The organism is Treponema zioleckii (genome assembly GCF_014737315.1).
GTDB lineage: Bacteria > Spirochaetota > Spirochaetia > Treponematales > Treponemataceae > Treponema_D > Treponema_D zioleckii.
This window is the reverse complement of the sequence record NZ_JPUF01000013.1, coordinates 17885-39683: the sequence shown is the minus strand read 5'-3', so window position 1 is coordinate 39683 and position 21799 is coordinate 17885. Positions and strand designations below refer to the sequence as shown.

The following is a 21799-nucleotide window of genomic DNA, read 5'->3' as shown; positions in this document are numbered from 1 at the left end:
AAGGAAAATCAACCTTCAGCTCACAAAATTATGAATTCAATAAAAAAAATCTTTTACTCCCACAAGCGGATTTTTATTTTTCTTTCCGCGTTGATTATTTTTGTTTTACTGCTCTTTTTAAGCTCATTCACGTTGAACCTAAAATCACGCCCATTTTCGTATGCAGTTTACGACAAGGAAGGCAAACTTATCGGAGCGCAGGTTGCCACTGACGAGCAATGGCGCCTTGAAGAATGCGAAGTGCCCGAAAAATTCGAAAAAGCAATCATCGCCTTCGAAGACAAAAGGTTTTATTCGCACCCCGGAGTAGACCCATTTTCGCTGGCAAGAGCATTTTCCCTCAATTTAAAAAATCATCGCATCGTCTCCGGCGGCTCCACAATAACGATGCAGACAATCAGGCTACTCGAAAACCATCCTAAGCGAACGATTTTTCAAAAAGCAAAAGAAGCCCTGCTTGCAGTTTCGCTAGAAATGCGTTTTTCAAAAAAAGAAATATTGAGTCTTTACTGCGCAAACGCCCCTTTCGGCGGAAACGTAGTCGGACTTGAAGCCGCTTCATGGCGATATTTTAACCGCGCGCCAGACCAGCTGACCTGGGCAGAAACCGCAACGCTCGCGGTACTTCCGAATCAGCCGGCCCTCGTTTATCCTGGCGCAAACAAAGAAATTCTCCTTGCAAAGAGAAATGAACTTTTACAAAAATTATACAAAAACGGAGAGTTCTCAGAAAAAATCCTCGCGCTCTCGCAAGAAGAGGAATTACCCCAAAAACCCTATGCGCTTCCGGCCCTCTCGCCCCACTACCTTGAATATCTAAAAAAGACAGCGACAAAGGATTCTCCCAAAAATCAGTCTCAAACAAAATTCCACACGACTCTAGACTCGAACATACAGCTGAATTCAGCAAGAATCCTTGAACGCTGGTCGGAAGTTTTTTCAAAAAAAGGAATCGAAAATGCAGCCGCTCTCGTTCTTGAAACAAAAACAGGAAATATTCTGGCATATTGCGCAAATACCGGCGGCTACGAGCGGAATCCAGACAATTATGCAGTCGATTTGATTCAGGCGAAACGAAGTTCTGGAAGCCTTCTAAAGCCATTTTTGTTCGCCGCAATGATTGATTCGGGAAAACTCCTAAAAAATCAGCTCGTAATCGACGTGCCAATCAGAATAGGAAGCTATCGCCCAGACAATAATCTTCCTGAATATCAGGGCGTAATTTCGGCGGCCGACGCACTTTCCAGCTCGCTGAACATTCCCGCCATCGGCGAACTCCGCGAATACGGCGTAAGCGCTTTTCTTGCACACCTAAAACGAATCGGATTCACTACTTTTCACCGCACCGCCGACGAATACGGGCTTCCGCTAATTTTGGGCGGCGGCGAAGTAACGCTTTTTGAAGTAACGAACGCCTACGCAAAAATGATGAACAAGTCACTAGACCGCCCAAGCGATTTTCCGTCCTCACGCGGAAGCGTCTACCTTACACTTTCAGCCCTCGTTGAAGGCGCTCGCCCGCGCGACGAAGCAAACTGGAAGAAATACGCCCACTCAAAAAAAATCGCATGGAAAACGGGAACGTCAAACGGCAACCGCGACGCATGGTGCGTAGGAACGACTCCCGAATTCACCGTGGGAATTTGGGTCGGAAATGCCGCCGGAAACGGCAACACAGAATTAAAAAGTTCCTTCACGGCAGCCCCAATCATGTTCGACATTTTTTCAACATTGGGCCAAACTTCGTGGCAAGAAGTTCCCTATTCGGAATTAAAACTCGTTGAAGTCTGTGAAAAATCAGGCTTTCTTGCAGGGAAAAACTGCGAAAAACGGAGAACAGCGTTCACGGCAAAAAATGCTCCAATCAGCACAACTTGCCCTTACTGCAGAATTGTCTCGCTCACACCAGATGGTAAATTTCAAGCCACAGCAGACGATCTTCCAGCCGGGGAACTTCCGCTGATTCAAAAAAGATTCGTTCTGCCACCAAATATCGAAAACTGGTACAAGCGTGTCAATATGAGTTACAATCCGCTTCCGCCATTCGTCGAAAATCATAAAAAATCCACAAACCAGGATTTGGTAATTATTTTCCCTGACGAAAAAGCAAACCTGATTATCCCAGTCGAAATTGACGGCACGAAAGGCTCAATGATTATGCAAGCCGCGGCCCGCAAAGATGACAGCATAGTTTATTGGGATTTGGACGGTGATTTTTTGGGGAAAACGCAAAATTTTCACGAAATGGCAGCGAGCCCAAAAACAGGAGCGCACACGCTCACAATCTGCGACTCAAACGGAACCTCGCTCACAAGGCATTTTACTGTTCTTTCCGCCGAAAATTAGCAATATCCGCAAAGCAAAAAAAATCGTGGCCCCAAAAAGGAAACCACGATTTTTGCATCAAAATATTTCTATTTTATACGCAATGCCCTACGCATTGATAAGTTCAGCAAGCTTGTCGGCAGTAAAGCCAAGGGCCTCCGCAACTTTCTTTGCAGGACCACTCTCACCAAATCTGTCGATTGTGAACAAATCTTTCTTGTTTCGTACATAGAATTCCCAACCAGTTCGAACACCAGCCTCAACAACAATCACACGCGCATTTGCACCGAGGATTGATTTCTGGAAAGCTTCATCCTGAGCCTCAAAAAGATTCTTGTCCAAAACAGAAACAACACGAACTGATTTTCCAGAAACTTTAGAAGCTGCTTCAAGAGCCATGCTAACTTCAGAACCAGTCGCAACCAAAGTAACGTCAGGATTCTCTGCACCGTTCTTTACGATGTAAGCACCCTTTTTAATAGTCTCGCGCCAGTTAGCATCATCTTTTGCATAAACAGGAACGTTCTGGCGAGTGAGCGCGAACAATACAGGATGATCTTTAGAAGTCATGGCAATATGCCATGCAGCGGCAGTCTCCTCCGCATCACCAGGACGCAAAACCTGCAAGCCCGGAATAGCCCTCAAACTTGCAAGATGCTCGATAGGCTGATGTGTAGGGCCATCCTCACCAACGTAAATTGAATCGTGAGTCAAATCATAGATTACAGGCATCTTCATCAACGCTGCAAGACGAATTGAAGGTCGCATATAGTCTGAGAAAACAAGGTATGTCGAAACGTAAGGCCTGATTCCGCCGTGGGCAGCCATACCAAGAGCCTCACTAGCCATTCCGAACTCTCGGATTCCGTACTCAACGAAGCGACCTTTTCGGTTCTCTGGAGTATATGTTCCGCCGTCGCATTTCATTCCAGCCTTGTTAGAGCCTTTAAGGTCTGCAGAGCCGCCAACCAAATATGAGTATCGCTCACCCATAACATTTATCATCTCGCCAGAAGCCGTTCGGGTTGCAACTGATTTTCCAACCTCAAAAACAGGATCTGAAAGATGAGAGTCGCCATCAGCAACACCATTAAAGCTAGCATCCCATTCGCCTGCAAGCTCAGGATTCTCTTTTCGCCATTCAGCAAACTCTTTGTTCCAAGCCTCTTCCTTTGAAGCAAACTCAGATTTTTTGGCCGCAAAGTATTTTACAGCCTCATCATCAATCTGGAAGAATTTCTCTGGGTCAAATCCGAGATTGATTTTTGTCTGAGCAACATCAGCATCGCCAAGTGGCTCACCATGAACAGCAGGAGTTCCCTGTTTTGGAGCAAACTTACCGATTACAGATTTGAGCATAATCAAAGTAGGTTTCTCAGTCTCTGCCTTTGCCTGCTCAACGAGTTTTACGATTCCCTCAACATCGTACATATCGCCTCTGAGAACTTGCCAACCATAAGCCTCATATCGCTTTGCAATATCTTCCGTAAAAGTAATGTCAGTTGAACCGTCAATCGAAATTTTATTCTGATCATAGAAAACAATGAGTTTTCCTAGTTTGTTATGACCTGCGAACGAACTTGCCTCAGAAGAAACGCCTTCTTCAAGACAGCCTTCGCCGGTAAGAACGTATGTGTAATGGTCTACAATCTTATGTTTTGGAGTGTTGTATTTTGCGGCGAGCATAGACTCAGCCATTGCCATACCAACAGCAATCGCAATTCCCTGTCCGAGTGGACCAGACGTATTCTCAACACCATCAGTCCAACCGAATTCAGGATGACCAGGACACTTTGAGCCAACCTGACGGAAATTTTTTATATCATCAAGAGTTACTTTATATCCGCTCAAGTGAAGAATCGAATACAAAAACATAGAACCGTGACCAGCAGAAAGAACAAATCGGTCTCGGTCTGCCCACTTTGAATCAGCAGGATTGTGTTTTAGGATTTCTCCGTACAAAACCGCAGCCAGTTCTGCACATCCAAGCGGGAGTCCAGGATGACCCGAATTGGCTTTCTGGATGGCATCGATTGACAGACTTCGGACAGATTTTGCAACAGCAGCAATTCCATTCAAGTTCATAATAAAACCTCACATTTATAAAAATTTAAAAGTTATCCCAAAAACCGAAAGTTTTTGAGCCTCCCTTAAAAAAGCCTAAGCAAATCATCCAGTTCAACATGGGCTTCAAGAGCCTTTCTGATTTCTGATTTTTTAAGAAGCTCTGCAATTTTTGAAATGATTTTCATGTGAGTCTGCATATTGCTGGTCAAAACAACGAGCATCACAAAAACTTTTCGTTTGTCAGCAGCCCCCATATCAACAGGTTCTTTTAAATAGCAAATTGAAATTCGTTGCTCATCATCATTTTTCAAAATCGGAATCCGAGAATGAGGAATTGCGATTCCATTTCCAACCGCAGTCGTGCTTATTTTCTCACGAAGACAAAGTGCCTCACAAAATTTTTCTGAATCAAGCTCTTCTGGAAGTAAAATTGTCTTAGAAATTGAAGCAAAAAGTTCCTCTGCCGTAGAGCCAGCTATGTTTTTATAAAGCCCGCCACGAGCAAAAAGTTGTGCAATGTCAACATCCATACTCATAAATTCCTTCTTTATTAAATACAAATTTATTTAAATTCAAAATCTTAAACCACGATAAATCGGTCTCTCCGAATTTTATCCATCGCAGAGAGCAACGGAACTCGAATCTCATCAAAATTAAGTTCCATTCCTTCAAGCGAAAGACTCATCGTATAAGACTCATCCTCATCACAGTCATTATTGGATTCAATAACCTCAAGGATTCTTGAAACATGGGTAAAAAGTTGCGACAAAGTTACAAGTTCCTGCTGAGGAAGCTGCGCAATTTCTTTTTTATCACAATCAAGCTCGCTCACTAATGAGTCAACTTTGCAATACAAATCAAGTGCACGATGCCTCAAAGCGGCATTTGTAAAATCCGCAAACCAATTATATTTTTTGCGAATTATAGCATTTCTATGCCTAATCTGCAATGCAAGGAACTCACGTTCCGAATTTGACAGCAAAGTTCGATCCGGAAGCATCCGCTGAATGGCTTCCGAAATATCATTTTTTTTCTCGTGCAGCAAATCCTTCAAAAAACTATCGATTACGTAGATTGGCATAGAAAAAAACGGCAAAGTTCCATTTCCCCCAAGCCCAAAAGAATTGCCATTCCAATCTCCAATAGCCGGAACACTCTCGCCTGCGAACCAAAGACGACTTTCAACGCCAAAAAGCTCAATCCCGACTTTCTTAGTCCGATTCAAAAATTCATGTATCGAACCGCATGAAGGAACGCATAAATCTTTGCGATGCTCATAAAAAACATCGGCCAATTGCTCTTCAATCGAAGAACAAGGCCCAATACGCTCAAAACTTTCAAGCAGATAAGTTTCAAGAAGACCGTACCAGCGTTCACGCTCAATATCAGCAGAATCTATTTTAAACGGATTCATCCGATTTCTTGACTGCGGAACAATTTCTACCACGCCTTCGCCCCAATTCAAAACCCGCAAAAGGAGCCTGTCGCCATACTGAAAATCCATATCCTCAAAAATCGGCTCCAACGAAGTGCCCGTAAGTTTTAAGTGCGCCGGAAGTTCAAAATCTTTTTCAGCAAAATGCAGATTTGAATTTTGCGGGTCAGAAGCAATGTATTGCGAAGAATATTCGTCGCCATAAAGCGTAAAAAATTCGTAGGCAGAATTTCTGTCGCACTCAAAAACCTTCTTAGGCAACAACTTGTTTTTATAAAAAAAACGCAAAGATACGGAAAGAATTTCAGGATCCGCAAAAGGTATACATCGATCGCCAGGTACAAAACATTTTTGCATAATTTCTTGGCGAGTCGGAGCAAAACTAAAAAGCTGCCCAGAAAACGCACCAGAGCGCGTTATATAAAGCTTTCGCTCCAACGGAAAAACTCGTTCATCATTGTCAAAAAATTCAGAAAGTTCTTGCAGAGACGCTTTTAAATGAAATGAATTCAAGAATTTCTGTATATCATGCGCAGAAAAAATTTCGTTATAATCACGAACAAGAGTATCCAGAAAATTATAAATTGTAGCATCCATACTGTTAAGATAATTAGGCATAGGTCAAAAAGTCTATAAAAATTTGAAAAAAAATCTACTATAAGTACATAATAACACAAAATTGATTTTTTTCATCAAGAAAATTGAGTCATTTTTACCCACTCTTACTGTATCTTTTTGTCCCTAAAATCTTGCACAATAAAATAAGTTCAATTTAGATTTTTAATTTGCAAAGAACAAAATGTGCGCCACGCTCAAGCCTAGCCCGATAATTTTCATACCTGAACCGCGGAAAGCTTGCAGACTGGCATTTGCTTTTGCAAAATTCGCCTCAAGCATGGCAATACAGACTTTGCAGAAACTCAAAATTCATCCGAATAATTTTATTTCACAACGTTTTCATCAGCCATTACTAAAAAAATTGCAATTCAAATTAAAAAAATAAAAAGTTGGCACGAATCTTGCTATATATAAAGTGTAAAAATTAAGGAATCAAATGATTCCAAAAAACTGGAGGCTTTATATGAACGCTTTATCACTTTTTAATGACTGGCTTGATTCTGATGACTATTTTTCAGCAGCAAAAAACTGCGCTTTCACACCGTCAGTTGATGTAAAAGAAACAAAAGATGCTTACGTTTTGGATATGGATCTTCCAGGACGTGATGAAAAAGAAATCAATATTGAATTGAATGACAAGCTGCTCACGATCTCATCTGTAAGAAACAACGACCAGAAAGAGACAGAACAGAAATCCGAAAGCGAAAAAACAACAGAAAAAAACACACACATCTTGCTCCGTGAACGCAGACGTGCAGATTTCGAACGCAGATTCACGTTGCCGGACGACATTGATTCAGAAAAAGTTTCAGCCGCTTTTGAGAATGGAGTTCTTACAGTAAAAATCGGCCGAAAAGCAAAAGAAGAACCAAAACGCATTCAAATCAAAGTTGCATAAAAAATACAGGAGGTTTATTATGAACGCATTATCAGTTTTTAACGATTGGCTCAATTCAGATTATTACGGATTTGGTCGCACACAAAACAGTGCTTTTACACCTGCTGTCGATGTTACGGAAAACAACGATTCTTATGTCTTCGACGTAGATTTGCCAGGACGCTCAGAAAAAGACGTAAACCTTGAGCTGAACGACCACGTACTTACAATCTCATCAGTAAAACAAGCAGAAAAAGAAGTCAAAACAGAATCTTCAAATGAAGAAAATGTCAACGCGAACGAGGAAGAGACATATTTGATTCGCGAACGCAGGCATCCAGACTTTAAACGAACCTTCTCATTGCCAAAAGACATTGATGAAGAAAATGTTTCTGCAGGATTCAAAAACGGGGTGCTTTCAATACGAATTCCTCGCCGTCCAGAAGTCCAACCAAAAAGAATTCAAATAAACATTGCATAACGTAATGTTTTAGCAAAGTAATTTTCTAAGTTACCCGAAAGGCTTGATTCCAATAAAAAATGGAATCAAGCCTTTTTGTTTATCAATTGTGGTATTTCAAAACTCACTTTTTTTCATGGCAAATTTATTCAGAATCCAGCTTCAGAAATTCTCACCTCCTCGCGGACGTCACCCGGAAACTCGCAAACTATGCCCTGAATGCAAGTTTTGAAACACTCAATAATCAAAATGATAACAAACAATGACATATGATTAAAAAAAAGACCGCCAGAATTCTTTGCCATTCAAAAAAATACAACAATCAAGTTTTTATCAACGGATTCCAGAAGATTTAAAAAAAATAAAAGCCACCTCTGTGTTTCAAGAGATGGCGTATGAATAGCTTCGATACTATTTATTTATCGAAAAAGCTTATTCCGCAGCAGGAGCAGCAGCTTTTGCAGCTCTAGCTTCTTTTCTAGCAACGTTCTTCATTTTTGCGTTGCAGAATTTGCAAACTTTTACAGTTTTGCCGTCAATTTCCTTTTCATAAAGGACTTTTACGTTTTCATTTCCACAAACCGGGCATTTTCCACGACCGTGCTTAGGTTCTGTGCGAACACCTGTTCCGCGATGTGATTTAGACATTCTTCACTCCTTATTTTGCTGACTCAGCTGATTCATCTGCTTTTGCTGCAGTTTTCTTTGCTTTTGGTGCAGCTTTCTTTGCAGGAGTCTTTTTTTGTTTTTCTGCAGAAGCCTCTGATGATGCAGGTGCTTCTTTCTTAGACTTAGTTTTCTTTGTCTTTTCAGCAGTATCATCAGCAGTTGGCAATTTATAGTCAACCAACTCAAGGATTACCATATCAGCGGCATCACCCTGACGGAAACCAATCTTCATAATGCGTGTATAACCACCATTGCGATCTTTCATGCGTGGTCCAAGCTCTGTAAAGAGTTTGTTCAAGATTTTCTCATCCTGAATAAACTTTGCAGCGATACGACGATTATGAACAGTATCTTCTTTACTTCTAGTAATCAATTTTTCAGCAGCTTTACGAACCTCTTTAGCTTTTGCGCTTGTAGTCGTAATGCGTTCAAACCTGAAAAGTGAAGTTACCATGTTGCGTGACATAGCACGACGATGTGCTGATGTACGAGAGAGGGCGTTAAAACCTGTCTTATTATTCATTAGATTCTTCCTTTTGCTTAGGCTTTGTTAAATCAACAGAATTTTTAAGATGGCTATAATCTGTCATTCCAAGATTCAAGTTCCATTCGAGGAGTTTCTCTTTAATCTCAGTCAAACTTTTCTTACCAAAGTTTCTAGTTTTGGCAATGTCATCTTCAGTCTTTCGTGTTAATTCACCAATTGTACGAATGTTAGCATTTTTGAGACAATTTGAAGAGCGAACTGAAAGTTCAAGTTCTTCTACTGGAGTATTGAGCAACTGACGAATCTTCTCATCACCCTCATCCATATCATCACTTCCTGATAAATCACTATCGTTGAAGTTAACAAAAATAGAGAAATGATCTTTCGCAATTTTTGCAGCCTCAGCAAGAGCATCTTCTGGAGAAATTGTACCATCAGTCCAAATCTCAAGAATTAATTTATCATAATCGTTTCTTTGTCCGACACGACAAGGCTCAATTAAATATTTTACCTTGCGAACAGGAGTAAAAATTGCATCCATTGGAATTGTACCAACAACTTCAATGTAATGTTCATTTACTTCTGCAGGAACATAGCCTCGACCTAAATCAACCTGAATCTCAAACTGAATGTGCGCTGTATCCATCATTGTGAAGATATCAACACCTTTCGTAAGAACTTCAAGCTGTCCTTCTTTTTCAAAGTCATCACTTTTTACAGTGCCAGGACCTTTGAATTCATAAGTAAGAAGATCTTGCTCTACATCCTCTGGGAGACGCAAACGAATCTGTTTCAAGCTATTCAAAATCTCAAGAGTATCTTCAGAAACTCCAGCAATTGATTCAAACTCACTTGAAATAACATGCGGCACATCATCAACATCGAATGTTGTGATTCTCACAGAAGAAACAGCATACCCCTGAATTGAGGAAAGTAAAACTCTACGAAGCGTATTTCCTACAGTTGTACCGAATCCAGTCTCGAAAGGATAAGCTGTAAATCTTCCATAGTTAGGGTTATTCTCAAGATGTTCGAACTGAATGCTTTTTGGTTTCTTAAATCCTTTGAGCAGATTTTTGCGAGCCATCAGAACTCCTTTTATTTGACTTATGCCCCACTTGGGAGCAACTCATTTCGTTAGTCAAGGATTTTCAACTTACTTATATTTTAGATTGCTCTAAATTAATAAATAACCTTCTTCCTTGATGTCCAAGATTTTAATTTTTATCGTTGCAAAACAAACCAAAATCGGTCTGAATTACATACGACGAGTTTTTCGAGGACGGCATCCATTGTGAGGAATAGGAGTAACATCAGAAATTGATTTTACTTTAAGTCCCAATGCGCCCAAAGAACGAACTGCGTTTTCACGACCAACACCAGGTCCTTTTACGAACACATGTACCTCACGCAATCCATAACTTACAGCTTTCTGTACAGCAGTCTCTGCTACAGTCTGAGCCGCAAAAGGAGTTGATTTTTTTGCTCCTCTGAATCCAAGCCCACCTGAAGATGCCCATGAAAGTGCATTTCCATTCAAGTCTGTAATTGTTACGATTGTATTGTTGAAAGTAGCCTGAATATATACGTTTCCCTCGTATACGCTCTTCTTTTCCTTTCGCTTTTTTACAGTAGCCATTAATCAATCCTCCGTTATCAGACAGCCTTCTTCTTATTAGCTACAGTCTTTTTCTTACCTTTTCGAGTTCGAGAATTAGTTCTAGTTCTCTGTCCTCTTACTGGCAATCCCTTGCGATGACGAAGACCACGATAACAACCGATATCCATCAAACGCTTTATGTTAAGACCAATCTCACTTCTAAGATGACCTTCAACTTTGTATTCTGCATCAATTACAGAACGAAGTTTTGCCTGTTCATCCTGATCCAAATCATTTACCATTTTATCAGGATTAATGTTTGTTTTTTCACAAATTGCCTTTGCTGATGAACGACCGATACCAAAGATATAAGTCAAAGCAATTACAACGTGCTTATTTGGGAGGTCAACTCCCGCAATTCGAGCCATCTATTTACTCCTTAACCCTGTCTCTGCTTGTGCTTAGGGTTACTGCAAATAATACGTACAATCCCATTTCTTCTGATAACTTTGCATTTATCACAGATGGGTTTTACGCTAGTTCGTACTTTCATAAAAATCCCCCAAAGAAAGATACTCATCAAGGTTCTGCAACATAACGTTACAAAACCTAGGGAAATGAGTATACCATAAATGTTTAACTTTATTCCATATATAAACATGAAAAAAAATTAAATTTTACAATTTTCTAGAACGCAATTTGCCTTTTTTTACTAATCCGTCAGCATGATGCATCTTAAGCAATGCTTCAATTTGGCTCATTGTATCAAGATCAACACCAACAAGAATCAACAATGATGTTCCACCCATCAACATTGCTATTGACTGTGGAAAATCAAAGAAAATCTGAACGACTGTCGGAATAACCGCAATAAGAGCGAGATACAAAGAACCCGGAAGAACAAGTCGATTAAGAACCTTCTGCATATATTCTTCAATCTTATCTGTTCTAATTCCAGGAATCGAACCACCATTCTCACGAACATTTTTTGCAATTTCAATCGGGTTCAACGTTACTTGCGTATAGAAGTAAGCAAAGAAAACGATGAGCAAGACCAATAATACGTTATACAACAACCCTGTAGGGGTCAGAATAACAGAAAGCCTTGAAACCCAACGAGGTGCTTCTGCATGGTTACCCAAAGTAGAAACAATCTGCAAAGGAAAAGTCAAGAATGATGATGCAAAAATTACAGGAATAACTCCGGAAGGATTAATCTTAAAAGGTATATAGGTGCTTCCACCGCCATACATTTTTCGACCAACAACGCGTTTCGCATAGTGCACAGGTATTTTTCGCTCACCACGCTGCTCAAAAACAACAAGCGCAATGATAGCAACAAACATAAGAAGTACAACAATTACGAGTACAATGTTAATCTGATCTGAATGAATCCTCTTTCCAAGATCCATTACTGCATGTGGCAATCTTGCAACAATACCAGCAAAAATTAACATGGAAATTCCATTGCCAATGCCGTGCGCTGTAATCTGATCGCCCAACCAAATTGTAACCATAGCTCCCGTTGTTACAGTGAGCATAGCAAGCAATCTGAAGGCAATCGGATTTGTCATTGCAATAGCATTAGGAATGCTACTTGCATAAACAGTTACAGCCAAGGACTGAATCAAGCACACAAATACTGTACCGATTCTAGTCCAAGCAGCAACTCGGCGCTGACCGCCATCTTCCTGAGCAGCCTTTTTAAGACCAGGGAAGATAATCAGCGCAAGTTGCAAAATAATCTGTGTTGATACATATGGCATAACACCAAGCATAAACACAGAAAAATTTGAAAATGCTCCACCGGCAAAGAAGTCCATATAGCTGGCAAATGCGTTTTTATTCTGATTCACCAACCCTTCGAAATAAGTTACAAGGGCTGCTGCATCAATACCTGGTATTGTCAAAACACAACCAAGACGAAAAACGACAAGTATTACAAAAGTAAAGAACAATCTATCTCGAAGTTCTTTAATTCTGAAAATATTTACAACAGGATTATTTGCCATGAAAGTCCCCAATGATTACTATTTTTCTTCAGAAGCTTTTTCTGCAGGAGCAACAACAGAACCACCAGCTTTTTCAATCTTCTCTTTTGCTGAAGCTGAAACTTTAGCTACTGATACTGTCAATTTTTTTGTTAAATCTCCATCACCAAGAACTTTTACCAAGGCACTTGCTGATTTAATCAATCCCTTAGCAATAAGAGACTCATTATTTACAGTTTCATCAGAAGAATATTTTTCTTCAAGAACTTTCACATTAAGACAAACATATTCTTTTTTGAAAGGATAGTTTGAGAAACCTCTGTGCGCAATGCGTCGATAAAGAGGCATCTGACCACCTTCAAATCCTACGTAAGTCTTTCCACCAGAACGTGACTGCTGACCTTTGTTTCCTTTACCAGCTGTTGTACCACTACCAGAAGAAGATCCACGTCCAACAATGCGTCTTTTCTTATTAGCACCCTCTGGGGCACTCAAAATAAAATCTGCCATTAGTTTGACTCCTCAACTTTTACAAGATGAGATACAGCGGCAATCATACCTCTGAGAGCAGGTGTATCTTCTTTCTCAACAGATGAATTAAGTTTTTTCAAACCAAGGCTACGAACAGTAGCTTTTTTCTCTGGTTTCTGACCAATTGTGCTCTTTACAAGAGTTACTTTCAATGTCTTTGCCATTTATTAACCCCACATATCCTGCAAAGCTTTGCCTCTGTTAGAAGCAACTTTCTTTGCATCCATAAGATGAGCAAGCGCATCAAATGTAGCACGAACTACATTAACAGGGCTTGATGATCCCAAAGACTTAGAAATAACGTCGGTAGCACCAATAGCATCCATAATTGCACGTACAGTACCACCAGCGATAATTCCAGTTCCAGGACATGCTGGCTTCAAAAGGATAGAAGAACTCTTATATTTTCCAAGCATCTCATGTGGCAATGTTCCGTTCTTAACGTAAACATTAACAAGATTTCTCTTAGCACGGTCAATACTCTTTCTGATCGCCTCAGATACATCATTTGCTTTACCAAATCCGTATCCTACGCGACCTTTTCCATCACCAACAACCGTCAGTGCAGAGAAAGACATTCGTCGTCCACCTTTTACAGTTTTTGCAGTTCGATTTAATCTGACCAGCTTTTCTACGAATTCTTTCTGATCTTTTTCTCTATCGAATTTATTTTGGCGTTCCATAAACTCTCCTAGAAAATGATCCCGGCTTTACGGGTTCCATCAGCAAGGGCTTTTACAACACCATGATACAAGTAACCATTGCGATCAAAAACAACAGTAGTTATCTTCTTATCCTGAAGTCGTTTACCAAAAGCTTCTCCAAGTTTTGCAGCGCCTTCTGTGTTAGGCTTCAAGTCTGCAAATTCCTTCTCCAAAGTAGAGATAGAAGCAAGAGTAGTTCCCTCATCATCATTAATAACTTGGATATACAAGTTTGTATTACTGCGATATACAGTCATACGAGGTCTTTCAGCAGTTCCGTAAACAGATTTGCGGATATGAACCTTTCGATGGAGGCGCTTTCTTGCTTTGTCATTAAGTTTCTTAAACATATGTTATACCTTATTTAACGCCGGTTTTTCCGACTTTACGTCTAATAACTTCGTTATCGTAACGGATTCCCTTTCCTTTATATGGTTCAGGTTTTCTCAATTTACGAATCTGAGCACTGAATTCGCCTACCAACTGTTTACTAATACCGCTGATAGTGATTTTTCCCTGAGCATCGGCTGTAACCGTAAGACCTTCTGGAATTACAGCAATAAATTCTGAAGAGAAACCAAGATTCATAACAAGGTATTTCCCCTGAACTTCTGCACGATAACCAACACCAGTAATTACAAGAGTCTTCGAGAAGCCAGTTGTAACACCTACAACCATATTATGAATCAAGTTGCGGTACAAACCGTGAGCTGCACCAGCATTCTTTGACTCATCAACAGGTTTAACAATCAATTCGTTACCATTTACTTCAACAGTAACCAATTTTTCATTAATAGTCTCTTTAAGTTCTCCTTTCGGACCTTTTACAGCAACAACTCCAGAATTAACTGAAACTGTTACTCCAGAAGGGATAGAAACAGGAAGCTTACCAATTTTTGACATTTCTTCCTCCCACTACCAAACTTTGCAAACTAATTCGCCACCAACATTTTTTTCGCTAGCTTTCTTACCAGTTGTAACACCAGTAGAAGTTGAAACGATCAATGTACCGTATCCATTATAGATACGTGGCAAATCTTTACATGCAGAATAAACACGACGACCTGGTTTTGAAATTTTTTCAAGACCATGAATTACTGAATCGTTAGATTCATCATATTTCAAGAAAATACGAATGATATTTTTTCCATCTTCCTGAATTTTCTTAAAATTCTTAATGTAACCTTCTGTCTTCAGGATTTTCACGATTTCCAGCTTAAGCTTTGAAGTAGGAACATCTACTTTTTCGTGGCGAGCCTGAACAGCATTACGAACCTTTGTAAGCATGTCTGCTATTGGATCTGAAACACTCATTTTAATCTCCTACCACTACCAACTAGATTTTGTTACACCTGGTAACAAACCTTCACCTGCCATTTTGCGGAAGCAAATACGGCACATCTTAAACTTACGCAAATATCCACGAGGGCGACCACAAATCTGACAACGATTATATTCTCGTGTCTTGAATTTTGGAGTGCGGTTCGCCTTGATAATCATTGATTTCTTAGCCATGAATTCCCCACTATTTCCTGAAAGGCATTCTGAACTTGGTAAGAAGAGCACGTGCCTCAGCATCGGTTCGTGCACTAGTAACAATAGAGATATTCATTCCTGAAATCTTAGTGATTTTATCAAAGTCGATTTCAGGGAAGATAATCTGTTCTGTAATACCAAGAGAGAAATTTCCATGACCATCAAAACCAGTTGCTTTGATTCCACGGAAATCTTTTACACGAGGTAAAGCAACATTGATTAATCGGTCGAGGAACTCATACATGATGTTTCCACGCAATGTTACCATAACTCCAACTTCATTACCTTCACGAAGTTTGAAATTAGCAATACTCTTTCTAGCTCTCGTTTTAACAGCGTGCTGTCCAGTAATCTGAGAAATATCAGCTACTGCGGCATCAAGGAGTTTCTTATTAGTAAGAGCTTCGCCAACACCCATGCTTACAACTACCTTTTTAATAGTAGGAATCTGCATAACTGATGTGTAACCAAGTTCTTTGAAGAGCTCAGGAGCGATTGTTTCCTTATAGACTTTCTTAAGCCGTGGTACGTAGTTATCCATTACAGTGCTTCTCCACACTTGCGGCAAACACGAATCTTCTTGTCGCCGTCAATTTTATAACCAGCTCTTGTAGGACCGCATTTTTTACAAATGAGTGCTACATTTGAAATATTCAACGGAGCCTCAACATCAGCGATTCCTCCCTGATCCTGCTGGCTACGTCTTTTCATTGCTTTCTTAACAATGTTGATTCCAGATACGATTACAGCATCTTTCTTAGTAAGAACACGTACAACAGTACCTCTCTTACCTTTGTCTTTTCCTGCAATTACCTGAACTGTATCATCCTTATGGATTTTGAAATTCTTGCTCATTATTCAGAAACTCCTCTTAAAGTACTTCCGGTGCTAATGATACGATTTTCATATAATCCATATCACGAAGTTCACGTGCTACAGGTCCAAAGATACGCTTTCCTTTTGGATTCTTATCGCCATCAACGATAACACAAGCGTTATCATCGAATCTGATATAAGTTCCGTCTGGACGACGATATTCTTTAGAAACACGAACGATTACTGCCTTTTCTACAGAACCTTCTTTGATTGTAGATGTTGGAATTGCTTCCTTTACAGCTACTACAACGATGTCACCGATTCCGGCATAGCGGCGATGTGAACCGCCGAGAACCTTGATTACCTGAACGAGCTTAGCGCCAGAGTTATCGGCAACTGTCAAATTTGATTGCATCTGAAGCATGTCTTTAACTCCTTAACTTATTTTGCTCTTTCAATAATCTCAGCGAGTCTCCAGCATTTATCTTTGCTGATAGGACTGCACTCTACAATTCGAACTGTATCTCCGATATGAGCATCGTTCTTTTCATCGTGTGCCTTACACTTTTTAGTACGTGTTACGTACTTTTTATAAAGGCTATCCATTCGTTTTGTGGCAATTGAAACAACAATGGTTTTATCCATCTTGTCGCTAGTTACAATGCCAACAAGTGAACGTTTGCCTTCTTTAGTCTGAAGAACCTGTTCTTCCACTTTATAGCTCCTACTTGCTTGATTCAGCTATTTCCTTCTGACGAATAAACGTATTGATTCTTGCAATCTGACGTCTCATCGCACGCTTCTGAATTGGACTATCAACATGACCAATTACCATCTGAAATCTTAAGTCCATGTATTTCTTTTTAAGCTCATCGCGTTCAGCAACTAATTCAGCGTAAGACAATTCTTTTACATTCTTCTTCTTTGTATCAGCCATTTCTTACTCCTTAATCTTTAGTTGGCTTAAAAGCGATTCTTGTTTTGATTGGCAATTTGCTAGCAGCCAAAGACAAAGCCTGTTCTGCCAATTTGATATCAATTCCGCCAACCTCAAAAAGAATTACACCAGGTTTGATAACAGCAGCCCAGAACTCTGGAGCACCTTTACCCTTACCCATACGTGTATCAGCAGGTTTTTTAGAAACAGGTTTGTCTGGGAATACTCTCAACCAAACATTACCTTTTCGTTCAAGCTTACGGTTGATTGCAACACGTGCAGCCTCAATATGTCTTGCGTTAAGCCAAACTGGCTCCATTGCTACGAGAGCAATGTCTCCGAAGTCAATATTATTAGCACGAGTAGCACAACCATTGATTCTACCGCGTTGAACCTTACGGTGAATAACTCTTTTAGGACTAAGCATTTATGTTACTCCTTAGAAGTATTTGCCACACGAGCAGGACGTTTTGCTCTTGGTTTGTCACCATTTGAGTTTGAACGCTCGTGGCGTGGCTTTCTCTCTGTAGTCTGGCCAACATCCTCGGTGTGTTCACGTCCATAATTCATACCATTGTAAACCCATACTTTTACACCGATTTTTCCGTATGTTGTATGTGCTTCAAATGTTCCATAATCAATGTCAGCGCGAAGAGTGTGAAGAGGAACTCGTCCCTCTTTGTGTTCCTCACTTCTTCTCATCTCGGCACCACCAAGACGTCCTGACAAACGAATCTTAATTCCCTGAGCCCCGCCCTTCATTGCATTTGAAGAAGCCTGTTTCAAAGCCTTTCGGAATGATCCGCGACCAGCCAACTGGCGACCAACGTTCTGAGCAATCAAAGAAGCATTGATATCTGCTCTCTTAACTTCCTTGATTTTAATCTGAACTTTCTTTGTAAGTTTCGACTGCAATTCAGCGCTAATCTTTTCGATTGTCGCACCTTTTACACCGATGATTACACCTGGTCTAGCAGTATGAATAACAATAGTCACTCTCTGTGGATGACGAACAATTTCAATTTCAGCAATATCAGCATTCTGGCACTCAGGAAGTGCTTTTACCATATTGCGGATTTTCAAATCTTCCAAAACGAGGTCTGCATACTCACGTGGATTAGCATACCAACGTGACTGCCAAGTCTTGTTAATTCCAAGACGCAAACCAATAGGACTTACTTTCTGACCCACTTTATTCCCCCGCCTTCTCATCAACGATGACTGTTATATGGCACATTCGACGCAAAAGCTGATCGGCACGTCCACGAGCACGGAACCAAACTCTCTTAAGTCTTGGACCTTCGTCAATACGAATTTCCTTAACATATAACATATCTTCATCCAATTTCTTGTTTGCATACAAAGCATTAGCAACAGCTGATTTCAGAGTGCTCTGAATCAGTCGTGCTCCTTTTTGCGGCATATTTTCAAGAATTGCCATAGCCTTTGAGCAAGACTTTTGATTTACCACATGAGCTACAGGACGAACCTTTGTAGGAGATGCGATAAGGAACTTTGTAGTGGCTACATAACCTTTCTTCTCAGCCATAATATCCACCCTTATTTACCAGCAGTTTTATCTGTACCGCTATGACCCTTAAATGTACGAGTAGGAGCGAACTCTCCCAACTTATGACCAACAAGGTTTTCAGTTACGTATACAGGAATCCATGATTTTCCGTTGTAAACACTGATTGTGTTTCCAACCATCTCTGGAATAATTGTAGAGCAACGAGAATATGTTTTAATCATCTTCTTGTCTGACTCTTTGTTCATTTCAATAACTTTCTTATAAAGACTCTTTTCAATGAAAGGTCCTTTTTTAACAGATCTTGACACCGTTAACTCCTATAAGATTACTTCTTGCGACGTGAAACAATGAAGCGGCTAGAAGTCTTTCTCTTGTTGCGAGTCTTGTATCCTCTACAAGGCTGTCCCCAAGGAGTAACTGGAACATGTCCTTTACCTGCACCTTCACCACCACCAAGTGGGTGATCAACAGGGTTCATAGCCATACCACGTACAGTAGGACGAATACCAAGCCAGCGTTTGCGACCAGCTTTTCCAAGCTGTGTATTCATTCTTTCTTCGTTACCAACAATACCGATTGTTGCGTAGCATTTTCCATGTACACGGCGTGTTTCACTTGATGGCAAACGGATGATTACATACTCACCATCTTTAGCAGCTACCAAAGCGCTAGCTCCAGCAGATCTTACCAACTGACCACCACGGCCAAGTGTTAACTCAATGTTATGAATTGTAAATCCAACTGGGATTGCCTCAAGAGGAAGTGCATTTCCAACAGTAGGAGCAGCATTCTCTCCAGACATAATTTTCTGACCAACAGTCAATCCTTTTGGAGCGATAATATATCGTTTTTCACCATCAGCATAGTAAATCAAAGCGATATTAGCACTTCTATTTGGATCGTATTCAATTGTCTTTACAGTTCCTGGAATACCGTGTTTATTTCTTTTGAAATCAATTACACGATACTTTCTTTTGTGACCGCCACCCTGATGGCGTACAGAAATACGTCCACCCTGACCACGACCACCATTTGATTTTTTACCTGATACCAGTGTTTTCTCAGGCTTATCAGCTGTCAGTTCATCTCTTACCAAATCAATACGGTTGCGAGTACCGGCTGAATATGGTTTAAAAACTTTAAGAGCCATCTGGTTCCCCTTAATTCAAGAAGGCTTAAACGCCCTCAAATACCTTAATAGTTTCGCCAGGAGCAAGGCGTACAACAGCCTTCTTCCAGCTAGCAGTTCTACCAGGTTTTCCACGAACCCGTTTAGCTTTGCCGCTTACGTTAATAGTTGTGCATGATACAACTTTAACATCAAACAATTTTCTTACAGCTTCTTTAATCTGAATCTTAGTAGCTGAAGGAGCAACTTTGAAAACATATTTACCCTGCTCTCGCAAAGTAGTAGCTTTTTCTGAAAGTACTGGCTCAATAAGAACATCATTAAAACTGATCATTATTTAGCCTCCTCTTCAACTTTATAGAACTCTGAAAGATTTTTCGCAGCACTTTCCAACAAAATTACCTTGCGACCATAGAACAAGTCATGTGCACGCAATCTGTTGTATGAAAGGAACGAAAGCTGTCTGATATTTCTACCAGCTTGCTTAATTTTTCCATCATCATCCTTCAAGATAACAACGGTTCTTTCATCTTTTACGAAGTTATTAAGAACTTTCAACAAGTCCTTTGTTTTTCCTGATTCAACAGTAAAATCTTCAACAACAACAACTCTATCACTCTGAGCCTGAAGACTCAAAATTGATTTCATTGCCAAACGCTTAGCTTTCTTAGGGATAGCATAGCTGAAATCGCGTGGTTTTGGTCCAAAAATTGTTCCACCGCCACGTGTAATTGGTGATTTTTTATCACCACGACGTGCATGTCCAGTTCCCTTCTGTTTGTAAGGTTTAGCATTACTTCCATGTACTTCTGAACGTGTTTTTGTACACGCTGTTCCTACACGTTTATTTGCTAATTCATTAGTGATGGCATAGTAAATAACATCTTCGTTTACTGGAAGACCGAAAACATTATCATCAAGAGTAATCGTTCGCAGCTCTTTACCATCGATTGAAAAGACTTTCTTTTCCATCTTATTCCTCGACTTTATTTCTTAACCGCAGACTTGATGATCAGCGTAGCATTCTTAACACCTGGAACAGCACCGCGAACCATAATTACTTTAAGTTCAGGATCAATTTTTACAATTTTAAGATTCTGAACAGTTACACGCTCAAAGCCCATGTGTCCTGGCATTTTAACATTCTTAAGACAGTGTCCTGGAGTTGTACAATTTCCTGTACCACCAGCTTCGCGATGGAATTTAGAACCATGTGACGCACGTCCACCATGGAATCCCCAGCGCTTCATAACACCCTGGAAACCTTTTCCTTTTGAAGTTGCTGTAACATCCAAAAATGATGTTTTCTCAAACAACTCAAGACCCACTTGATCACCAATAGCAACTTCTTTCTCAAAATCTCTGAATTCCTTCAGATGGCGCTTTGGTGCAATGTTTTCTGGAAACTGACCTTTATAAGCTTTGTTTACGCGTGATTCTTTTACATCCTCAACGCCCAAAACAACAGCATTATAACCGTTAGTTTCTGTCGATTTAGTAGCAACAACAGTATTTGGCTCTACTTGGATCACGGTTACTGGTGTCAGATTTCCGTTTGCATCAAATACCTGAGTCATTCCTACTTTTTTTGCAATCAGACCTTTCATTCTGATATAACTCCTAAGAAGCTCTTTACCATTCAGCCACAAAAAAGCACCTGAATCTAAGAATCTTCTGCTAATCGGCCGCCATCCCAGATCCATGGGACCGTTACCGTTTTTTTTAACAACAAACCTTAACTACAACGTAGTACGATTTATCGCTTAATTACTGTTTAATCTCTACATCAACCCCGGCAGGGAGTTCCAATTTCATCAATGAATCCATAACATCTGATGATGGTTCAAGGATGTCAATAAGGCGTTTGTGAGTTCTCATCTCAAACTGCTCACGAGACTTTTTGTTTACGTGTGGTGAGCGAAGAACTGTTACCTTGTTGATTCTTGTTGGAAGCGGGATAGGTCCTGAAACCTTTGCTCCTGCTTTAAGAACTGTCTGCACGATGGCCTTTGCACTCTGATCGATAAGTTCAACATCAAAAGCACGAAGTCTGACGCGAATCTTTCCGTTAGCCATTTTATTCTCC

34 protein-coding genes are annotated in these 21799 nt (G+C 40.3%); 3 read left to right on the top strand and 31 right to left on the bottom strand.

Annotated elements, in window-relative coordinates; genetic code table 11:
* The first annotated feature begins 30 nt into the window (after positions 1 to 30).
* A complete protein-coding gene (gene pbpC, locus JI65_RS05150; RefSeq protein WP_191014315.1) occupies positions 31 to 2346 on the top strand; it encodes a penicillin-binding protein 1C in 2316 nt (771 codons plus the stop codon).
* Between the two features lie 87 nt (positions 2347 to 2433).
* Here pbpC and tkt read toward each other — a convergent pair whose 3' ends face one another.
* The 3 genes from tkt to JI65_RS05135 all read right to left on the bottom strand — a co-directional run bounded on the left by tkt (position 2434) and on the right by JI65_RS05135 (position 6445).
* Positions 2434 to 4410 (bottom strand): transketolase, encoded by a 1977-nt coding sequence (gene tkt, locus JI65_RS05145; protein ID WP_191014314.1) that lies wholly within the window; start codon positions 4408 to 4410, stop codon positions 2434 to 2436.
* A gap of 65 nt (positions 4411 to 4475) precedes the next feature.
* Entirely contained in the window at positions 4476 to 4928 is a 453-nt protein-coding gene (locus JI65_RS05140; RefSeq protein WP_191014313.1) for a PTS sugar transporter subunit IIA, read from the bottom strand.
* Positions 4929 to 4972: 44 nt separating this feature from the next.
* On the bottom strand, positions 4973 to 6445 hold the full coding sequence (locus JI65_RS05135; RefSeq protein WP_191014312.1) for a hypothetical protein: 1473 nt from the start codon (positions 6443 to 6445) through the stop codon (positions 4973 to 4975).
* 463 nt (positions 6446 to 6908) lie between these two features.
* Here JI65_RS05135 and JI65_RS05130 point away from each other — a divergent pair, with 463 nt between their 5' ends.
* The gene (locus JI65_RS05130) at positions 6909 to 7343 is read left to right on the top strand and encodes an Hsp20/alpha crystallin family protein (RefSeq protein ID WP_191014311.1); all 435 of its coding nucleotides are present in this window, start codon (positions 6909 to 6911) and stop codon (positions 7341 to 7343) included.
* Positions 7344 to 7362: 19 nt separating this feature from the next.
* On the top strand, positions 7363 to 7803 hold the full coding sequence (locus tag JI65_RS05125; protein WP_191014310.1) for an Hsp20/alpha crystallin family protein: 441 nt from the start codon (positions 7363 to 7365) through the stop codon (positions 7801 to 7803).
* Positions 7804 to 8214: 411 nt separating this feature from the next.
* On the opposite strand, the gene JI65_RS05120 is transcribed toward JI65_RS05125, so the two are convergent.
* The 28 genes from JI65_RS05120 to rpsJ form a co-directional block, all read right to left on the bottom strand.
* Positions 8215 to 8430: a hypothetical protein gene (locus JI65_RS05120; RefSeq protein ID WP_191014309.1), complete on the bottom strand. Its 216-nt coding sequence runs from the start codon at positions 8428 to 8430 to the stop codon at positions 8215 to 8217.
* Positions 8431 to 8440: 10 nt separating this feature from the next.
* Positions 8441 to 8974 (bottom strand): 50S ribosomal protein L17, encoded by a 534-nt coding sequence (rplQ, locus tag JI65_RS05115; RefSeq protein ID WP_191014308.1) that lies wholly within the window; start codon positions 8972 to 8974, stop codon positions 8441 to 8443.
* On the bottom strand, positions 8967 to 10025 hold the full coding sequence (locus JI65_RS05110) for a DNA-directed RNA polymerase subunit alpha (RefSeq protein ID WP_191014307.1): 1059 nt from the start codon (positions 10023 to 10025) through the stop codon (positions 8967 to 8969). The genes rplQ and JI65_RS05110 overlap by 8 nt, the downstream gene beginning before the upstream one ends.
* Before the next feature lie 171 nt (positions 10026 to 10196).
* Complete coding sequence (gene rpsK, locus JI65_RS05105; protein WP_191014306.1) at positions 10197 to 10577, bottom strand: 30S ribosomal protein S11; 381 nt, start codon at positions 10575 to 10577, stop codon at positions 10197 to 10199.
* 17 nt (positions 10578 to 10594) lie between these two features.
* On the bottom strand, positions 10595 to 10966 hold the full coding sequence (gene rpsM / locus JI65_RS05100; protein WP_191014305.1) for a 30S ribosomal protein S13: 372 nt from the start codon (positions 10964 to 10966) through the stop codon (positions 10595 to 10597).
* An 11-nt stretch (positions 10967 to 10977) separates the two neighbouring features.
* Entirely contained in the window at positions 10978 to 11091 is a 114-nt protein-coding gene (gene rpmJ, locus JI65_RS05095; RefSeq protein WP_191014304.1) for a 50S ribosomal protein L36, read from the bottom strand.
* A gap of 124 nt (positions 11092 to 11215) precedes the next feature.
* On the bottom strand, positions 11216 to 12550 hold the full coding sequence (secY, locus tag JI65_RS05090) for a preprotein translocase subunit SecY (protein WP_191014303.1): 1335 nt from the start codon (positions 12548 to 12550) through the stop codon (positions 11216 to 11218).
* An 18-nt stretch (positions 12551 to 12568) separates the two neighbouring features.
* The gene (gene rplO, locus JI65_RS05085; protein WP_191014302.1) at positions 12569 to 13039 is read right to left on the bottom strand and encodes a 50S ribosomal protein L15; all 471 of its coding nucleotides are present in this window, start codon (positions 13037 to 13039) and stop codon (positions 12569 to 12571) included.
* On the bottom strand, positions 13039 to 13224 hold the full coding sequence (gene rpmD, locus JI65_RS05080; protein WP_191014301.1) for a 50S ribosomal protein L30: 186 nt from the start codon (positions 13222 to 13224) through the stop codon (positions 13039 to 13041). Before rpmD ends, rplO begins: the two co-directional genes overlap by 1 nt.
* A gap of 3 nt (positions 13225 to 13227) precedes the next feature.
* Positions 13228 to 13743: a 30S ribosomal protein S5 gene (gene rpsE / locus JI65_RS05075; protein WP_191014300.1), complete on the bottom strand. Its 516-nt coding sequence runs from the start codon at positions 13741 to 13743 to the stop codon at positions 13228 to 13230.
* 8 nt (positions 13744 to 13751) lie between these two features.
* Positions 13752 to 14114, bottom strand: a complete 363-nt coding sequence (rplR, locus tag JI65_RS05070) for a 50S ribosomal protein L18 (protein WP_191014299.1) — start codon at positions 14112 to 14114, stop codon at positions 13752 to 13754.
* Positions 14115 to 14124: 10 nt separating this feature from the next.
* On the bottom strand, positions 14125 to 14667 hold the full coding sequence (rplF, locus tag JI65_RS05065; protein WP_191014298.1) for a 50S ribosomal protein L6: 543 nt from the start codon (positions 14665 to 14667) through the stop codon (positions 14125 to 14127).
* Between the two features lie 12 nt (positions 14668 to 14679).
* Positions 14680 to 15078 carry a 30S ribosomal protein S8 gene (rpsH, locus tag JI65_RS05060; RefSeq protein WP_191014297.1) on the bottom strand — a complete coding sequence of 133 codons (399 nt, stop codon included), beginning with the start codon at positions 15076 to 15078 and terminating at the stop codon, positions 14680 to 14682.
* A gap of 15 nt (positions 15079 to 15093) precedes the next feature.
* Positions 15094 to 15279 (bottom strand): type Z 30S ribosomal protein S14, encoded by a 186-nt coding sequence (locus JI65_RS05055; RefSeq protein WP_191014296.1) that lies wholly within the window; start codon positions 15277 to 15279, stop codon positions 15094 to 15096.
* A 10-nt stretch (positions 15280 to 15289) separates the two neighbouring features.
* Positions 15290 to 15841, bottom strand: coding sequence for a 50S ribosomal protein L5 (gene rplE / locus JI65_RS05050; protein WP_191014295.1), 552 nt, complete (start codon positions 15839 to 15841; stop codon positions 15290 to 15292).
* Complete coding sequence (gene rplX / locus JI65_RS05045) at positions 15841 to 16155, bottom strand: 50S ribosomal protein L24 (RefSeq protein ID WP_191014294.1); 315 nt, start codon at positions 16153 to 16155, stop codon at positions 15841 to 15843. Before rplX ends, rplE begins: the two co-directional genes overlap by 1 nt.
* Before the next feature lie 16 nt (positions 16156 to 16171).
* A complete protein-coding gene (gene rplN, locus JI65_RS05040; protein WP_191014293.1) occupies positions 16172 to 16540 on the bottom strand; it encodes a 50S ribosomal protein L14 in 369 nt (122 codons plus the stop codon).
* 17 nt (positions 16541 to 16557) lie between these two features.
* Positions 16558 to 16830 (bottom strand): 30S ribosomal protein S17, encoded by a 273-nt coding sequence (gene rpsQ / locus JI65_RS05035; RefSeq protein WP_191014292.1) that lies wholly within the window; start codon positions 16828 to 16830, stop codon positions 16558 to 16560.
* A gap of 10 nt (positions 16831 to 16840) precedes the next feature.
* A complete protein-coding gene (gene rpmC / locus JI65_RS05030; RefSeq protein ID WP_191014291.1) occupies positions 16841 to 17053 on the bottom strand; it encodes a 50S ribosomal protein L29 in 213 nt (70 codons plus the stop codon).
* 10 nt (positions 17054 to 17063) lie between these two features.
* Entirely contained in the window at positions 17064 to 17480 is a 417-nt protein-coding gene (gene rplP / locus JI65_RS05025) for a 50S ribosomal protein L16 (RefSeq protein ID WP_191014290.1), read from the bottom strand.
* A 5-nt stretch (positions 17481 to 17485) separates the two neighbouring features.
* Positions 17486 to 18244 (bottom strand): 30S ribosomal protein S3, encoded by a 759-nt coding sequence (gene rpsC / locus JI65_RS05020; RefSeq protein ID WP_191014289.1) that lies wholly within the window; start codon positions 18242 to 18244, stop codon positions 17486 to 17488.
* A 1-nt stretch (position 18245) separates the two neighbouring features.
* Positions 18246 to 18602 carry a 50S ribosomal protein L22 gene (rplV, locus tag JI65_RS05015; RefSeq protein WP_191014288.1) on the bottom strand — a complete coding sequence of 119 codons (357 nt, stop codon included), beginning with the start codon at positions 18600 to 18602 and terminating at the stop codon, positions 18246 to 18248.
* Between the two features lie 11 nt (positions 18603 to 18613).
* Complete coding sequence (gene rpsS / locus JI65_RS05010) at positions 18614 to 18892, bottom strand: 30S ribosomal protein S19 (protein ID WP_191014287.1); 279 nt, start codon at positions 18890 to 18892, stop codon at positions 18614 to 18616.
* Positions 18893 to 18909: 17 nt separating this feature from the next.
* Positions 18910 to 19734: a 50S ribosomal protein L2 gene (rplB, locus tag JI65_RS05005; RefSeq protein ID WP_191014286.1), complete on the bottom strand. Its 825-nt coding sequence runs from the start codon at positions 19732 to 19734 to the stop codon at positions 18910 to 18912.
* A 25-nt stretch (positions 19735 to 19759) separates the two neighbouring features.
* Entirely contained in the window at positions 19760 to 20044 is a 285-nt protein-coding gene (locus JI65_RS05000; RefSeq protein WP_191014338.1) for a 50S ribosomal protein L23, read from the bottom strand.
* Positions 20045 to 20046: 2 nt separating this feature from the next.
* Positions 20047 to 20685, bottom strand: a complete 639-nt coding sequence (gene rplD, locus JI65_RS04995; protein WP_191014285.1) for a 50S ribosomal protein L4 — start codon at positions 20683 to 20685, stop codon at positions 20047 to 20049.
* A gap of 14 nt (positions 20686 to 20699) precedes the next feature.
* Positions 20700 to 21320, bottom strand: coding sequence for a 50S ribosomal protein L3 (rplC, locus tag JI65_RS04990; RefSeq protein ID WP_191014284.1), 621 nt, complete (start codon positions 21318 to 21320; stop codon positions 20700 to 20702).
* A gap of 160 nt (positions 21321 to 21480) precedes the next feature.
* Positions 21481 to 21789 (bottom strand): 30S ribosomal protein S10, encoded by a 309-nt coding sequence (rpsJ, locus tag JI65_RS04985; protein WP_191014283.1) that lies wholly within the window; start codon positions 21787 to 21789, stop codon positions 21481 to 21483.
* Positions 21790 to 21799 lie beyond the last annotated feature (10 nt).

Coding starts and splice junctions, on each gene's coding strand:
- rpmJ (WP_191014304.1), bottom strand. CDS start 11,091: ATGAAAGTACGAACTAGCGTAAAACCCATCTGTGATAAATGCAAAGTT.
- rplN (WP_191014293.1), bottom strand. CDS start 16,540: ATGCTTCAGATGCAATCAAATTTGACAGTTGCCGATAACTCTGGCGCT.
- rplX (WP_191014294.1), bottom strand. CDS start 16,155: ATGAGCAAGAATTTCAAAATCCATAAGGATGATACAGTTCAGGTAATT.
- rplD (WP_191014285.1), bottom strand. CDS start 20,685: ATGGAAAAGAAAGTCTTTTCAATCGATGGTAAAGAGCTGCGAACGATT.
- rplC (WP_191014284.1), bottom strand. CDS start 21,320: ATGAAAGGTCTGATTGCAAAAAAAGTAGGAATGACTCAGGTATTTGAT.
- rplE (WP_191014295.1), bottom strand. CDS start 15,841: ATGGATAACTACGTACCACGGCTTAAGAAAGTCTATAAGGAAACAATC.
- rpsJ (WP_191014283.1), bottom strand. CDS start 21,789: ATGGCTAACGGAAAGATTCGCGTCAGACTTCGTGCTTTTGATGTTGAA.
- rplB (WP_191014286.1), bottom strand. CDS start 19,734: ATGGCTCTTAAAGTTTTTAAACCATATTCAGCCGGTACTCGCAACCGT.
- JI65_RS05140 (WP_191014313.1), bottom strand. CDS start 4,928: ATGAGTATGGATGTTGACATTGCACAACTTTTTGCTCGTGGCGGGCTT.
- rpsE (WP_191014300.1), bottom strand. CDS start 13,743: ATGGAACGCCAAAATAAATTCGATAGAGAAAAAGATCAGAAAGAATTC.
- rplF (WP_191014298.1), bottom strand. CDS start 14,667: ATGTCAAAAATTGGTAAGCTTCCTGTTTCTATCCCTTCTGGAGTAACA.
- JI65_RS05125 (WP_191014310.1), top strand. CDS start 7,363: ATGAACGCATTATCAGTTTTTAACGATTGGCTCAATTCAGATTATTAC.
- rplP (WP_191014290.1), bottom strand. CDS start 17,480: ATGCTTAGTCCTAAAAGAGTTATTCACCGTAAGGTTCAACGCGGTAGA.
- rplR (WP_191014299.1), bottom strand. CDS start 14,114: ATGTTTAAGAAACTTAATGACAAAGCAAGAAAGCGCCTCCATCGAAAG.
- JI65_RS05110 (WP_191014307.1), bottom strand. CDS start 10,025: ATGGCTCGCAAAAATCTGCTCAAAGGATTTAAGAAACCAAAAAGCATT.
- rpsK (WP_191014306.1), bottom strand. CDS start 10,577: ATGGCTACTGTAAAAAAGCGAAAGGAAAAGAAGAGCGTATACGAGGGA.
- JI65_RS05135 (WP_191014312.1), bottom strand. CDS start 6,445: ATGCCTAATTATCTTAACAGTATGGATGCTACAATTTATAATTTTCTG.
- JI65_RS05130 (WP_191014311.1), top strand. CDS start 6,909: ATGAACGCTTTATCACTTTTTAATGACTGGCTTGATTCTGATGACTAT.
- rplQ (WP_191014308.1), bottom strand. CDS start 8,974: ATGAATAATAAGACAGGTTTTAACGCCCTCTCTCGTACATCAGCACAT.
- tkt (WP_191014314.1), bottom strand. CDS start 4,410: ATGAACTTGAATGGAATTGCTGCTGTTGCAAAATCTGTCCGAAGTCTG.
- rpsM (WP_191014305.1), bottom strand. CDS start 10,966: ATGGCTCGAATTGCGGGAGTTGACCTCCCAAATAAGCACGTTGTAATT.
- pbpC (WP_191014315.1), top strand. CDS start 31: ATGAATTCAATAAAAAAAATCTTTTACTCCCACAAGCGGATTTTTATT.
- rplO (WP_191014302.1), bottom strand. CDS start 13,039: ATGGCAGATTTTATTTTGAGTGCCCCAGAGGGTGCTAATAAGAAAAGA.
- JI65_RS05120 (WP_191014309.1), bottom strand. CDS start 8,430: ATGTCTAAATCACATCGCGGAACAGGTGTTCGCACAGAACCTAAGCAC.
- JI65_RS05055 (WP_191014296.1), bottom strand. CDS start 15,279: ATGGCTAAGAAATCAATGATTATCAAGGCGAACCGCACTCCAAAATTC.
- rpmD (WP_191014301.1), bottom strand. CDS start 13,224: ATGGCAAAGACATTGAAAGTAACTCTTGTAAAGAGCACAATTGGTCAG.
- rpmC (WP_191014291.1), bottom strand. CDS start 17,053: ATGGCTGATACAAAGAAGAAGAATGTAAAAGAATTGTCTTACGCTGAA.
- rpsH (WP_191014297.1), bottom strand. CDS start 15,078: ATGAGTGTTTCAGATCCAATAGCAGACATGCTTACAAAGGTTCGTAAT.
- secY (WP_191014303.1), bottom strand. CDS start 12,550: ATGGCAAATAATCCTGTTGTAAATATTTTCAGAATTAAAGAACTTCGA.
- rplV (WP_191014288.1), bottom strand. CDS start 18,602: ATGGCTGAGAAGAAAGGTTATGTAGCCACTACAAAGTTCCTTATCGCA.